Annotated in this window: 7 protein-coding genes; 4 read left to right on the top strand and 3 right to left on the bottom strand. The window is 72.2% G+C overall.

Annotated elements, in window-relative coordinates; all coding sequences use genetic code 11:
• Window positions 1-5: 5 nt before the first annotated feature.
• Together rsmD and ACZ7M2_RS42985 are read right to left on the bottom strand one after the other, a co-directional pair.
• Window positions 6-593, bottom strand: coding sequence for a 16S rRNA (guanine(966)-N(2))-methyltransferase RsmD (gene rsmD, locus ACZ7M2_RS42990; protein ID WP_471599945.1), 588 nt, complete (start codon window positions 591-593; stop codon window positions 6-8).
• Window positions 594-632: 39 nt separating this feature from the next.
• The gene (locus ACZ7M2_RS42985; protein ID WP_471599944.1) at window positions 633-3,872 is read right to left on the bottom strand and encodes a helicase-related protein; all 3,240 of its coding nucleotides are present in this window, start codon (window positions 3,870-3,872) and stop codon (window positions 633-635) included.
• 166 nt (window positions 3,873-4,038) lie between these two features.
• On the opposite strand from ACZ7M2_RS42985, the gene ACZ7M2_RS42980 reads away from it, so the two are divergent.
• A complete protein-coding gene (locus ACZ7M2_RS42980) occupies window positions 4,039-5,868 on the top strand; it encodes an HSP90 family protein (RefSeq protein ID WP_471599943.1) in 1,830 nt (609 codons plus the stop codon).
• On the top strand, window positions 5,865-8,999 hold the full coding sequence (locus tag ACZ7M2_RS42975) for a tetratricopeptide repeat protein (RefSeq protein WP_471599942.1): 3,135 nt from the start codon (window positions 5,865-5,867) through the stop codon (window positions 8,997-8,999). The genes ACZ7M2_RS42980 and ACZ7M2_RS42975 overlap by 4 nt, the downstream gene beginning before the upstream one ends.
• Before the next feature lie 222 nt (window positions 9,000-9,221).
• On the opposite strand, the gene ACZ7M2_RS42970 is transcribed toward ACZ7M2_RS42975, so the two are convergent.
• On the bottom strand, window positions 9,222-11,051 hold the full coding sequence (locus ACZ7M2_RS42970) for a DAK2 domain-containing protein (protein WP_471599941.1): 1,830 nt from the start codon (window positions 11,049-11,051) through the stop codon (window positions 9,222-9,224).
• Between the two features lie 260 nt (window positions 11,052-11,311).
• Here ACZ7M2_RS42970 and rpmB point away from each other — a divergent pair, with 260 nt between their 5' ends.
• A complete protein-coding gene (gene rpmB, locus ACZ7M2_RS42965) occupies window positions 11,312-11,497 on the top strand; it encodes a 50S ribosomal protein L28 (protein WP_003993230.1) in 186 nt (61 codons plus the stop codon).
• A 203-nt stretch (window positions 11,498-11,700) separates the two neighbouring features.
• Window positions 11,701-14,778, top strand: coding sequence for an AfsR/SARP family transcriptional regulator (locus tag ACZ7M2_RS42960; protein WP_471599940.1), 3,078 nt, complete (start codon window positions 11,701-11,703; stop codon window positions 14,776-14,778).
• The last annotated feature ends 94 nt before the right edge of the window (window positions 14,779-14,872 follow it).

The following is a 14,872-nucleotide window of genomic DNA, read 5'->3' as shown; positions in this document are numbered from 1 at the left end:
TCCGGTCATCGTGCGTCTTCGCACGTAGAGGCGGCGCGACCGTACCAAAACGTCCCCTCGCCGTAACGACGGGCCCGGATCGCGTCGAAACCGTCCGGCCAGCCGAATTCGCCGCCCCTGGTGCTGCGCTCCACGGTGACGAGCGCTTCGGCCGCGAGCCAGCCCTGCGCCCGGAGTGTGAGCAGAATCTCGCGAAGATCGTCGTCGGACACGGCGTACGGCGGGTCGAGGAAGACCAGGTCGTACGGATCCGTAGGCGCCGATCCCTGGACGATCTGCTCCGCTTTGCCCGATCTGACCTCGGCGCCGGGCAGGCCGAGCGTTTTCACGTTCTCGCGGATGATCCGGGCCGCGCGGGCGTCGGCCTCGACGAGGAGGGCGTGCCCGGCGCCGCGGCTGAGCGCCTCCAGGCCGACGGCGCCCGAGCCCGCGTACAGGTCGAGGACCCGCTCGCCCTCCAGCGGGCCGCCGAGCAGGGACTGCCAGGTGGAGAAGAGGCCCTCGCGCGCCCGGTCGGAGGTGGGGCGGGTGCCGGTGCCCGGCGGGACGGCCAGACGGCGTCCGCCGGCCCGGCCGGCGATCACGCGGGTCATGAGGGTCCTTTGCGCTGGAAGTGTGTCGGGGCCAGTCTCTCAGCCCTTGTCCAGGAACTGCTCGCGCTCCTCGTCGAGGAGGGCCTCCAGGGCCGTGCGCAGGCCGGGGAGGGCGGTGAGCTCGGGGTCGGCGGCGACGACCGCGGCGGCCTCCTCGCGGGCCTCGGCGATGATCTCCTCGTCCTCGATGACGGCGAGCATGCGCAGCGAGGAACGGACGCCGGACTGGGCCTGGCCCAGCACGTCGCCCTCACGGCGCTGTTCGAGGTCGATGCGGGAGAGCTCGAAGCCGTCGAGCGTGGACGCCACCGCCGTCAGCCGCTGGCGGGCCGGGCTCGCCTCCGGCATCTCGGTGACCAGGAGGCAGAGTCCGGCGGCGGAACCACGACCGACGCGGCCGCGCAGCTGGTGGAGCTGGGACACGCCGAACCGGTCGGCGTCCATGATCACCATGGCCGTGGCGTTCGGTACGTTCACCCCGACCTCGATCACCGTCGTGGCGACCAGGACGTCCGTCTCGCCCGCGGCGAAGCGACGCATCACGGCGTCCTTGTCGTCGGGCTGCATCCGGCCGTGCAGGACCTCGACCTTGAGTCCCTGGAGGGGTCCCCTGGCGAGCTGGTCGGCGATCTCGAGGACGGCGAGGGGCGGGCGCTTCTCGGCCTCGTCCTCGGGGGACTTCTTCTTGGCCTTCTTCGCGTCGGCGGGTTCGTCGACGTCGTCGCCGATGCGCGGGCAGACCACGTACGCCTGATGGCCGTTCTCCACTTCTTCGCGCACGCGCTCCCACGCGCGCGTGAGGAAGTGCGGCTTGTCGGCGGCGGGGACGACATGGCTGGCGATCGGCGAACGCCCGGCGGGGAGCTGGTCGAGGACCGAGGTCTCCAGGTCGCCGAAGACGGTCATCGCGACCGTGCGCGGAATGGGCGTGGCGGTCATCACCAGGAGGTGCGGAGGCTGCTTGCCCTTGCCGCGCAGGGCGTCGCGCTGCTCGACACCGAAGCGGTGCTGCTCGTCCACCACGACCAGGCCCAGGTCGTGGAACTGCACCTTGTCCTCGATCAGCGCGTGGGTGCCGATCACGATCCCGGCCTCACCGGTGACCAGGTCGAGCAGCGCCTGCCGCCGCCCCGCCGCCCCCATGGAACCGGTGAGCAGCACGACCTTGGTGGAGTGCTCGGAGCCGCCGAGCATGCCGCCCTCGGCCAGCTCGCCCATCATCTCGGTGATCGACCGGTGGTGCTGCTGGGCGAGCACCTCGGTCGGCGCGAGCATCGCGGCCTGCCCGCCCGCGTCGACGACGGCGAGCATGGCGCGCAGGGCGACCATGGTGTTGTGAGTGACGGTGAAGTTGTCGGTGACGTAGGCGTGGCTCGGGTGGGCGACGCTGATGCACTGGACCTGCTTGCGCCCCACGTACTCGACTGCGCGAATCCCTCGTCGGAAAGTGTTGCATTCCGGCCCGGGGCGCATCCGGTCTGCCTTCCGGGCGAGCCGAAATGGGCCGTACTCCTCGGGCAGGGCGATCGACACGTTGAAGGCGGCCTTCTTCGGCAGGACCCGCGCACGTCCCCCGAGCGACCGGACGAGCCAGGCCACATCATCGGCCAGCCGCCTGGAGACCGAGCAGAACGAGACGCTCATGCCCTGGGCGTCCACAGTCCCCTCGGTGTCCATCAGCCCCTGTAGTACGGCGAGACGGTCCTTGATCGAGGTGTTCTTGAAGACGGGAGGAAGGAATTTGTCGTGCGAACCCGCCCCCCAAAGCCCGAGCGCACGCAGCGCACTGATCACCGGATTCCTTCGTGTGCCCCCCCTTGGCCCCGAAAGCCTGAGGGTGTAATCACAGCGCGAGCCGGGCACCGCCACCAGTTCGCAGTCCGGAGGCGAGGCGAAGCTGACGGCCGCCACGATCTCCTCGTCGATTGTCGACATACGGAGGTTGTGCCTGAAGGATCCATCCCCCAGAAGCAGCCCGAAGAGATAGGGATCCAGAGGCGGCGTTGTTCCATCGCTGAGATCCACTGGCGTGACCGCCGGGAGGTACCACTTCGACGAGCCGTTCGCCTCGTGGATGTCTGCTCTGATCTCCCGGGCGGTCAGCACCTTCGGCTCCTGACCTCGGTCCCACGCGCAACTGGTGCCGACGATCCACAGATGCTCGTCGTCGCACTCCACCGTGGAGCCGTCGGACAGGACGAGCTGCCAGACATCGCGTTCACCCTGCGGAAAGACTCCGTCGACCAGGGCGATGTCACCCACGGGAGTGACAACAGCGTCCCCGACCGAGACATCACCCATTCTCTTGAAGCCCGCAGGCGTCAGGACCAGGGAATCAAGCGGCTGAGCCTTTCCCGAACCGACTTCCCCCTGCAGCAGCCGGTGCATCGGGTGCTCGGTGGCGAGGTCGTCGAAGATCTCCTTGGAGACCTTCTGCTGGCCCTCGGTGAGGGTGAAGGGCAGCTTGGCGTCGAAGGCGGTCATCAGCCCGTCCGGCTTGGGGAGACGGGCCAGGGCGGGGAGTAGGGCGTCGGCGTGGCGGCGGCGGGCCAGGGCGACCTGGAGGACGAAGGCCTCGTCCCACTTGAGACGGGCGCGGGCGTCGTGGATGTCCGCCTTGGTGTGCGGACGGTGGATCTTCAGGAGGGCCTCGGGGAGGGGGACCAGGCCGCGGCCGTCCCGGAGGGAGTCCGGCAGCGGGTCGACGGCCTCCTGGGCGCTGAGCAGCACCGTCTGCACGGACTTGGCGATCTTCCAGGACTCCAGCTTGGCGGTGGCCGGGTAGATCGGGATGAGCGCGCCCGCCCAGGAGTCGACGGTCTCGGCGGCGTCGTCGCTGTCGGCGCGCAGCGGCTCGTACGCCGGATGGGCCAGCTGGAGGCGGTGGTTGAAGACGGAGACCTTGCCCGAGAACATCGCGCGGGTGCCGGGCAGCAGGTCCTTGTGGGGTTTGTGCACCCCATTGCCGAAGAAGACCAGCTGGAGGCGGCCGCTGCCGTCGGTGATGGTCACTTCGAGGCGCTGGCCCTTGCCGCGGGGCGCCTTGGCGGAGGCGAAGGTGAGCAGGCGCGCGTCGGCGACCTGGGCGACCACCGTGACGTGCTCGTCCATGGGCAGGTCGGCGAGGTGGGTGAGCTGCCCGCGCTCCTCGTATCTGCGCGGGTAGTGGTGCAGCAGGTCGCCGACGGTGTGCAGGCCGAGGTGCTCGGCCATCACCTTCGCGGTGGGGGGGCCGAGTACCTTTTTCAGTGGTTCATCGAGCGCGGGCACGAGATCCATTGCACACCACACCACTGACATTGCCGTATACGTCCCGGAAATCCGCTGGTCAGACGGCTCGTTCCGGGCCTAGGATGACGCGCTCCGGCCCTCTTCGCGGTCACCGTCCCCCGGGACCGCCCGACCCCGCGCCGTCGCACGTCCCCCCACCCTCGGCGCAGCGACGATGGACTCCCAGACCTCACAGGCATCCCAGTCACCTCACACCTTCCAGGTCGACCTGCGTGGTCTGGTGGACCTGCTCTCCCATCACCTCTACTCCAGTCCCAAGGTCTACCTGCGCGAACTGCTGCAGAACGCCGTGGACGCGATCACCGCCCGGCGGGCGGAGCAGCCGGAGGCCCCGGCCGCCGTGCGCCTGTACGCCGAGGGCGGCACCCTGCGGGTGGAGGACTCCGGCGTCGGGCTCACCGAGTCCGACGTGCACAGCCTCCTCGCCACGATCGGCCGCAGTTCCAAGCGGGAGGACGGCCTGCAGGCGGCGCGCTCCGACTTCCTGGGGCAGTTCGGCATCGGGTTGCTGGCGTGTTTCGTGGTCGCCGAACGCATCCGCGTCGTCAGCCGCAGCGCGCGCACGCCCGACGCGGCGCCCGTGGAGTGGACGGCGACCGACGACGGCTCGTACACCGTACGCACGCTGCCGCACGAGGCCCGTCCCGAACCGGGTACCACCGTGCACCTGGTGGCGCGCGCCGGAGCCGGCGAATGGCTGACCGAGGAGCGGGTCCGCTCCCTGGCCCGGGACTTCGGCTCGCTGCTGCCGTACGACGTACGCGTCGGCGACGAGGCGATCGCGGAGCTTCCTGCGCCCTGGGACCGCACCCATCCGAGCCCCACCACCCGCAGGGTGGCCCTGGCCCGTCACTGCCACGACCTGTTCGGCTTCACGCCGCTGGACACGATCGACCTGAGCGTGCCGCTCGCCGGAGTCCGCGGCGTGGCGTACGTCCTGCCGTCGGCGGTCAGCCCTGCCCAGCGCGCGAGCCACCGGGTGCACCTGAAGGGCATGCTGCTCACCGAACGGGCCGAACAGCTGTTGCCCGACTGGGCGTTCTTCGTGCGCTGCGTCCTGGACACGGACAGCCTGCGGCCCACCGCCTCGCGCGAGTCGCTGTACGAGGACGAGACCCTGGCGGCCGTACGCGAGGCCCTGGGCGAGCGCATCCGGTCGTGGCTGACGGGGCTCGCGGCGGGCGACCCGGAGCGTCTGGCGGCCTTCCTGTCGGTCCACCACCTGGGCGTGAAGTCCCTGGCGCGGCACGACACCGAGATGCTGCGCACGATGCTGCCGTGGCTGCCCTTCGAGACGACAGACGGACGGCTGTCCCTGGAGGAGTTCGCGTTGCGCCACCCGGTGGTGCACTTCACGCGGACCGTGGAGGAGTACCGGCAGGTCGCGCCCATCGCCTCCGCACAGGGCATCGGGGTGATCAACGGCGGCTACACGTACGACAGCGAGCTCGTGGAGGCGCTGCCGTCGGTGCGTCCGGGGACGGTCGTCTCGGAGCTGGACGCCGACACCGTGACGGCGCACCTGGACGCCGTCGACCCGGCCGAGGAACTGGCCCTCTCGGGCTTCCTGATGGCCGCCCGGGCCAAGCTCGACCCGCTGGGCTGCGACGTGGTGCTGCGCGCCTTCCACCCGCTCTCCGTGCCCGCCCTGCACCTGGACGACCGGGCGGCCCGCCACGAGCAGGCCCGCGCGGAGGCCGAGGAGCAGGCCGACGACCTGTGGGCGGGCATTCTCGGCTCGCTGCGCGGCAGCGCGCCCCGCGCCCGCCTGGTCCTCAACCACCTCAACCCACTCATCCGAAGGATCAGTTCACTGCGCGACCCAGAGCTGATAGGCACCGCCACGGAGTCCCTCTACGGACAGGCCCTCCTCATGGCGCAGCGCCCCCTGCGGCCCGCCGACTCCGCGCTCCTCAACCGCGCCTTCATCGGCCTCCTGGAGTGGGCCACCCACACCGAGCCCGGGAAGGACGACCTCCGATGAGCCAGGCCATGGGCATGGACTTCGACACCCTGCGCCAGGCGATGGCGGACAACCAGGAGCAGCCGGAGGGTCCCGCACGCAACGCGCGCGCGGAGCAACTGCTCGTCGCGGCCGAGAAACTGAACATCCCGCTCGCCGTGATCGAGGCGCTCGGACACCAGCTGAAGGTCTACAACTACAGCTCCGAGAAGGACAAGATGTTCGTCCCCTTCGCGCGTCTGCTGCGCATGTGGGACGAGCGCCCCGAGGACTTCGACGAGTACGAGACCCACTCCCTGCACTGGGTCTTCAAGTGGATGTCGGCCGGCATGCTCGACCAGCCGCACATCCCGCTCGCCTCCATAGAGAAGTGGCTCGGCGAGATGGAGCACCGCTACCGGCTGGCCGGACACTCCGAACGGGCCGTGCGCGGAGCCGAGTTCAGCGTCGCCGCCCACCTGGGCGACCTGGGGCGTGCCGAGCGGGCGTACACCGCCTGGCTGGCCGCCGACCGGGACACCATGGCCGACTGCCACGCGTGCGAACTCCACAGCCAGGGATGGTGGCGGGCGGAGCGCGACGCCGACGAGGAGGCGCTGGAACTGTGGCGCCCGGTTCTGGAGGGCGAGTACACGTGCGCCCACGAGCCGCACACCGTCCTCGCGTCCTCCCTGGTCCCCCTGCTGCGTCTGGGCCGCCTGGACGAGGCCCGTGCCCATCACCTGCGGGGCTTCCGGCTGGTGCGCCCCATGGAGAGCATGCGCGGCGCGTACGCGGACCACGTGGAGTTCTGCGCACTCTCCGGCAACGAGGCGCGCGCCCTGGAGCTGCTCGCGGAGCGGCCCGCCTACTTCACCGACTCCGGGGACCCGCGCAGCAAGCTCGACTTCATGGCCGTGACCGCCCTCCTCATGGACCGCCTGACCGGGCTCGGTCTCGGCGATCAGCCGGTGCCGGGACCGGCCGGCCGGGAGTGGACCGCGAGCGGGCTCGCTGTCCACGCGCGCGGGCAGGCCCTCTCCCTGGCGGCGCTCTTCGACGCGCGCAACGGCACGTCGTACGTCAGTGAGCGGGCTCGCGGGCGGATGGATCAGCCGCCGTTGGTCGAGCGCTTGCCGCTCGGGGTGCGGTCCCGGTCCGCGCGACATTTCTCGCCTTCGGGGTCCACGGCGGGTGCGGCTTCGGCTTCGGCTTCGGCTTCGGCTTCGGCTTCGGCTTCGGCTTCGGCTTCGGCTTCGGCTTCGGCCCGATCGTCGGACGCCGTCGTGGAGTCGGACGCCGGCTCGGGCCCGTCCTCGCTCTCGGCGCTGCTCGCCGAGGCCCGGCGGCTGTCCGCGACCCGGAGCCCGGACGCCGTCGAGGCCTGGGCGGCGGTCTCACGGGCCGCCGAGGGCCAGGAACTGGACGTCCGCGACCGCGCGGAGATCGCCGACCACGCGGCGATGGAACGCGGTCCCGAGGGCATCGGGCTCTTCCATGAGGCGGCCGAGCTCTACGCCGAGGCGGGCGACCCCGGCGAGGCGCTCGCGGCCCGTGCCCGTGCCGCGTACGTCCTCGCCCTCACCGGCCGGCCCGAGGAAGCGCTCGCGACCGTCTCGGAGCTGTGCGAGGGGGTGCTCGCCCTCCTCGCGGACGGCGGGACGGGGGTGTCCCAGGCGGCGTCCGTGCTGGTGGGACGGGCGCGGATATTGATGCTGTTGGTGCAGGCGGACGCGGACGAGGGCGAGTCGGGGGCGGTGGCCTCCGAGGGGACGGCTTCCGGGACGGTCGGTTCCGGGAGAGCCAGTTCCGGGACCGGCGTGGACGAGGTCGTGGGTGCCGCCGAGGCGGCCGTGCGGGAGCTGCTGGCGCTGGCCGAGCCGCACCTCTCGGACGTGCGGATGGCCTCGCGGGCCGCGGAGGCGCGGGCGATGCTCGGGGAGCTCGCGACGCACGCCGGGGACGCCGAGGCCGCCGCGGAGCTCCTCGGGCAGGCCGCGGCGGCGTTCGTGGCGGCGGGGCTGCCGTGGTTCGCCGTCGAGTACGAGTCCCGGCTCGCCGGGATCGCCCGGCACCTGGGCGACGCGGAGGAGGCCGAGCGGGCCGCACGCGCGGCGCTGGAGCACGGAGGGCCTCGCCTGGAGCCGATGGGGCACGCGCAGCTGCACCTGCAGCTCGCCGAGATCCTCGGCGCCACCGGGCAGTCCGGGCCCGCCTCGGAACACGCCCTGGAGGCCGCGCACTGGGCCGACGAGGCGGGCGAGGGGCCCACGCTCGGCGCCTGGGCCCGGCACCAGCTCGGCGGGTTCCTGCTCCGTCAGGGGCGGTGGGCCGAGGCCGCGGAGATCCTGGAGTCGGCACTGCCCGACCTGACCACGGACATGCACGGCGACGGTGCGATCGTGCAGACGCGGTGGTGGCTCGGCGACTGTCTCACCGAGCTCGGCGAACACCGTGCGGCGGCCGAGCACTGGTTGCGGGCCGCGGACATCGCCCGGCACTGGCCCGAGCAGCGTGACCACGCGATGCTCGCCCATCTCGCCGCCGAGGCGCTCGGCCACGCCGAACTGCCCGCGCAGGCCGAGCAGGCGTACGCGCGCGCCGGTGACCTGTGGCGTGGCCTCGGCAACGTCCACGGTCTGATCCGGTCGCTGCGGGCCCGTGCGTGGGTCGCGTTGCGTACGGACTCGGGGCTGGACGGGGCGCGGGAGTCGATGGCGACGGCGGTGCGGGAGTGCGAGGAGGGGCTTCGGGCGGTGTCGTCCTCCGTCGGGGCCGAGGCTGTGGAGGCCTCGGAGGCCGTGGCAGCCACCGACGCCATGGAGAACTCCGATACCGCGGAGGCCCGTCATCGCCTTGTCGCCGAACTCGGTCACACCCATCGGCAGTTCGGTGACCTGATCGCCCGTTCCGTTCCGGAGGACGCGGAGGAGGCTCTGGCCCAGTACACGCGGGCCATCTCCGTCTTCGCGTCCCTCGGAGACGATGCCCTCGACGCGCGCACCGGGGCCGAGCTCGCGGCGGGGTGGCTGGAGGCCGATCTGCTCCGGCCCGCGGCGGCGGCCGCACGCGCGCGTGCGGTGCTTTCCGCGTACGCGGGTGTGGACGGGGAGACCGCGGAGGCGCGTCGGGCCGAGGCGGAGAACATGCTGGGCGTGACGGAGAAGGCGTGAGGGAGAAGCAGCGGGACGAGTGACGGGCCGGGGCGGGGGGTTCTCGCCCCCGCCACCCGTCCCGTTCCTGGGGGCTCCGCCCCCAGGCCCCCGGGTGGGCTTTTTGTCTGCGGGTGAGTGGGGGTTGGTCGCGCAGTTCCCCGCGCCCCTAAGAGCCTGAAGCCCGTCCGGCGTTTGAGGACGAGGCCGTTCAGGCCGAAAAGAACGGCGCGCCCCCGGCGGCTACTCCACCCCGATCAGGAGCAACGCGCCCTGTCGACCGCCCCGGTACGCCACCGTGTCCACGGCCAAGTACGACTCCCGGACCCGTGCTTCGAGGTGGGCGGCGATGGAGCCGGGAGCCTCGTCGCCCAGGACGAGGGTGACCATCTCTCCGCCGGCGGCGAGCATGCGGTCGAGGACGGTTTCGGCGGTGGCGGTGATGTCGGAGCCGATCACGGCGACATCGCCGTCGATGAGCCCGAGGACGTCGCCCGCCTGGCAGATGCCGGCCATGGTCCAGGACTGACGCTCGGCGACGGCGACCTCGGCGTAACGCGTGGCGCCCGCCGCCGAAGTCATGGCGACGACGTCCTCGTCGAAACGGCGTTCGGGCTCGTGGACGGCGAGCGCGGCGATGCCCTGGACCGCGGAGCGGGTCGGGATCAGCGCGACCCGGACGCCCTCCGTACGGGCCTGCTCGGCGGCGGCCGCCGCGGTGTGACGCAGATCGGCGTCATTGGGCAGCAGCACCACCTCGCGCGCGTGGGCCCGGCGTACGGCCTCGACGAGTTCCCCGCTGGCGGGTGGTTCCCCGGGCCGCGCGAGCACGGTGGTCGCCCCGGCCTCGGCGTACAGCCCGGCCAGCCCTTCGCCGGGCACGACCGCCACCACGGCCCGCTGCGCCCGCTCCCGGGGCGGCCGCCCGGCCGCGCCCGCCGTGTGGGCGTCGCCGAGCCCGAAGTGCGTGATCCGGATCCGGTACGGCCGCCCGGCCTCGACCCCCGCCTCCACGGCGGCACCGGCGTCGTCCGCGTGCACATGGACGTTCCACAGCCCGTCCCCGCCGACCACGACGAGCGAGTTGCCCAGGCGGTCGAGCCGGGCCCGCAGCCGCGCCACGTCCGCGTCCTCCGCCTCCAGCAGGTAGGTCACCTCGAAGGCCGGGCTTTCTTCCCCAGGCCGGCCGTCCACGCACACGCCGTTCACATCCACGGGGCCCACGCCATCCACACGATCCACTCCACCGTCCACGCCATTCACGCGCGCGTGGACCTCGCCCGCCACCCGTCCGGCGCCCGGGGACTCCCCCGTGAACGTCTCCGCCAGTGCCGCCAGCACCGCCAGCAGCCCCCGCCCACCCGCGTCGACCACACCGGCACGCTCCAGCACGGCCAGCTGGCCAGGGGTCGCCATGAGGGCCGCCCGTGCTCCCTCGTACGCCGCGCACGCGACCGTGCCGCAGTCGCCCTCCGTGCCGGTGGCCGCCTCGGCGGCGGCCGTGGCGACCGTGAGGACCGTGCCCTCCACGGGGTGCGCGACGGCTTCGCGTGCGGAGTCGGCGGCCTGCCGGAGGGCCAGCCGGAGGGCCTGTCCGTCGGTGTGAGCGGTCTCACCACCGGTCACACCGTCGATCTCACCACCGATCTCACCACCGGTCGCACCGACGGTCGCACCGTCGGCGGCGAGTACCTGCGCCATGCCGCGCAGCAGCTGCGCGAGGATCGTCCCGGAGTTCCCGCGGGCCCCGATCAGCGCCCCGTGCGCCATCGCGCGCACGGCGTCGGCGAGAGTGGGCAGACCGGCTCCCGTGGCCGCCGTGGAAACGGCCTCGGAGGCAGCGGACCCCGTGGGACCGACCCCCGTCACCGTCTCGTAGCCCGCGAAAACCGCCTCCACCGCCGCTGTCGCCGACTCCACCGTCAGATACAGATTCGTCCCGGTGTCCCCGTCCGCGACCGGGTAGACATTGATGGCGTCGATCTCCTCGCGCGCCCGCCCCAGCGCCTCCAGCGCGAGGCCGCACCAGGTGCGCACCGCGAGAGCATCCAATGTCTGCGGCACCTGCGGCACCTGCGCCTCCTTGAGCATCTGGACGTGGCACGCAGCGTAGTCCCAGAATGGGTTACTGGCGGTAGGGGGACCCCAAGGAGGGCCGGGGCGAGCCCCGGGGCAGCCATGGTAGTTTCGTTCTCCGGACGCAGTCGTTGTATGCTGCTCCAGTTGCCCGATTCGATCGGGTCTTCCCCCTGGCACCGCCACTCAGATCCTAGATCTCGATTCCGGCATGCCGGGATCAACCGTAAGAGCATCTGAAGTCTTTGGAGTGACCCGTGGCTGCCAACTGCGACGTCTGCGGCAAGGGGCCGGGCTTCGGCAACAACATCTCGCACTCGCACCGCCGTACGTCCCGTCGCTGGAACCCCAACATCCAGCGCGTCCGTACCGTGGTCGGCGGGACGCCGAAGCGCGTCAACGCTTGCACCTCGTGCATCAAGGCCGGCAAGGTCTCGCGCTGACGCAACTCCCCCAAGCTCTCGACTCCGCTCGAGCAGGGGGGATCCCCATGCGCGCGGCCACTGCTGGTTCGCTGAGAACCGGTCCACCTCACGGTGGGCCGGTTTTTTGTTGTCTTCATGCTGCCTTCCGCTGTGCCGTATCGGGCATGGGGTGTCCCACGCGCGCGTAGCCCCCGGCTTGCGGGCCTGCCAGAATCTGCCGAATGCGCTTCGGCATCCTGGGCCCCCTCGAGATCCGCACCACGGACGGCAGCCCCCTGGACCCCGGCGGCCCCCGCCCCCGCGCGCTGCTCACCCTGCTCCTCCTGGACGCGGGCCGGACCGTCTCCAGGGAACGGCTGACCGACGGTCTGTACGGCGCCGATCCGCCGGCCGGGGCCGCCAACGCCCTCCAGTCCCAGGTCTCCCGGCTGCGCAGGCGGCTCGGCCCCGACACCGGAATCGACGCCGACCCCACCGGTTACCGCATCGCCGTCTCCCCCGACGCCGTCGACGCCCACCGCTTCGAGCGGCTCTCCCGCGACGGAACCGCGGCCCTCACCGAGGGCGACCACTCCCGAGCCGCGGCCTTGCTCCGGGAGGCGCTCGCCCTGTGGCGCGGCCCGGCCCTGGCCGACCTCCCCGGCGCGCACGCCCAGGTGACCCGCCTCGAAGAGCTGAGGCTCAGTGCCTTACAGGACCGGATCGACGCGGACCTCGCGCTCGGCGGCGGCCCCGCACTCGTCCCCGAGCTGCGGGAACTGCTCGCCGCGCATCCCCTCAGCGAGCGGCTGTACGGACAGCTGATGCGGGCGCTGCACGCGAGCGGCCGGGCCGCCGAGGCACTGACGGTGTACGAGGAGGCACGACGCACCCTCGCCGAGGAACTGGGCGCCGACCCCTCGCCCGGCCTGTCCGCCCTCCACCTGGAACTGCTCCAGGGCGCGGGCCCCGCCCACCGTCGGCTGCCCGCCCAGCTGACCCGCTTCATCGGGCGCGACGACGAACTCGCACGTATCGGCGCTCTGCTCACCCAGGAGCGCCTGGTCACACTCACCGGGCCGGGCGGAGCGGGCAAGACCCGCCTGGCGATCGAGCTCGCCCATGCGAACGCGGACGCGCGCGTCAGCGCACACGCTCGCGTAAACGCTTACGTAAACGCTTACGCACCCGTTTGCCTTGTCGAGCTCGCCCCTCTCACCGACCCCTCCCAGCTCCCCTACGCCCTGCTCACCGCCCTCGGTCTGCGTGAAGGTTTCCGCACTCCCTCGGGGGACACCACCGACCGCCTCCTCGCCGCCCTGGAGAACCGCGAGCTGCTGCTCGTCCTGGACAACTGCGAACATCTGGTCGAGGACGTGGCACGGATCACGGGGCTGCTTCTCGGCGCCTGCCCGGGTGTGCGGATCCTCGCCACGAGCCGTGAGGCGCTGGGGATCACCGGTGAGGTGCTGTGCCCGGTGCCACCGCTGTCGGCGGAGCCGGCCGCGCGCCTGTTCCTGGACCGGGCGGCCGCCGTGCGCCCCGGTTTCGCGGGGCACGCGCGCGTGCCGGACATCTGCGCCGCCCTGGACGGGCTGCCACTGGCGATCGAGCTTGCGGCGGCGCGGCTGCGGACACTGACCCCGGACGAACTGGCCGACCGCCTCACCCAGCACGTCGGGGACGACCGCTTCCGGCTGCTGTCCCGGGGTGACCGCACCAAGGCACCCCGGCACCGCACCCTTCGTGCCGTCGTGGAGTGGAGCTGGGAACTGCTGGACGAGGAGGAACGGGAGATGGCGCGGCGGCTGACCGTGTTCTCCGGGGGCGCGACGGCCGAGGCGGTCGAGGCGGTGTGCGGGACGCCCTTTCCGGAGGACCTGCTGGCCTCGCTGGCGGAGAAGTCGTTCCTGGAGGTCACCGAGGGGCGCTACCGGATGCTGCAGACCATCCGCGCGTTCGGCGCCGAGCACCTCGTCCGCGCGGGCGAGCAGCAGCGGCTGCGGGACGCCCACGCCGCGTACTTCCTGCGGCTGGCCGAACGGGCGGAGCCGCTCCTGCGCGACGATGCCCAGTTGCCCTGGCTGGACCGGCTGACCGCCGAGCACGGCAACCTGGACGCGGCCTTGCGTCATCTCGTGCGCGCCGACCGGGAGAAGGCCCTGCGGCTGATGGCCGAGCTCTCCTGGTTCTGGCGGTTGCGCGGTCTCTACGGAGAGCAGGCGGCCACGGCCCGGGAGCTGCTCGCGGCCGTGGGCGCCGAGCCGCCCGCGGGTCTCGCGGAGGAGTACGTCCTGTGCGTGATCAACGCGCTCTCGGGTGAGAGCGGCGATCCGGCCGATCAGCGGCGCCTGGCCCGTGTCGAGGACGTACTGGCCGGGCTGAGCCGACCCCTGCGGCTGCCCTTCACCGTGGTGCTGTGGTCGGTGGTGGGTGGGCCGCGCCCCGCAGCGAACGACCGGGTGCGCGTGCAGGTCGGGGGCGACGCGTGGGGGCGGGCTCTTCTTGATGTCGGCCTCGGCTTCCAGGAACAGTTCGCCGGGCGTCCGACGGCGTCCGAGGAGTCGTTCGCACGGTCTCTGGCGGGTTTTCGCGCGACCGGGGACCGCTGGGGCATGGCGAACTGCCTCGAGCCGCTGGGCATGTTCGCCGACTGGCGCGGGGATCACCGGCGTGCTCTCGAACTGCTCGACGAAGGGCTCTCGTACGTCAGGGAGTTGGCCGCTCCCGAGGAGACCTCGGACCTCCTGCGCACCCGTGCGACCGTGCTGCTGCACCAGGGGGAACTGGTCGAGGCGAGGGAGCACTTCAGCCAGGCCCTGACACTGGCCCGCACCGTGGGCCTCACCGACAAGGCGGCGGGTGCCCTGCGGGGCCTGGGCGACGCCGCTCGGCTCGCGGGAGACATCGGCCACGCGCGCGTGCGCTACGAGAGCGCCCTGGAGGCCTGCGCCGCCAACTGGTTCAGCATGGGGGAGACCGTGCGCATCCTCATCGGTCTCGGCCGCTCGGCGGCCATGGAGGGGCGCCTCGACGAGGCGCGTGACTGGGCCCGCCAGGCGGCCGACCTCGCCGTCGAGAGTCCCGGGGTACTGGAACTCGCCGAGTCCGCGGAGGCGTTGGCGGTCCTCGCCGACTCCCCAGAGCGCGCCGCCGTCCTGCTGGGCGCCGCCGTCGGCCTGCGCGGGACGGCACTGCGGGGCGACCCCGAAGCCGTACGCAATGAGCGGGACATCCGCGAGAAACTGTCCCCCGAAGCGTACGAAAGGGCCTTTGAACAGGGACGAGTGCTCGGGGCGGCGGCGCTCACCGCCGACTAGGCGGACGCGCCGACCGGCGGCCAGGCACACGGTCAGCGAACGGTAGGAGCACGGTCAGCGCCTCCCGCGAAGCTCCTGCCCATGACAACGAACC

This window comes from Streptomyces sp. NPDC111507 (assembly GCF_055638955.1).
Note: the sequence above shows the minus strand (reverse complement) of the source record. Positions and strands in the feature narration are given on the sequence as shown.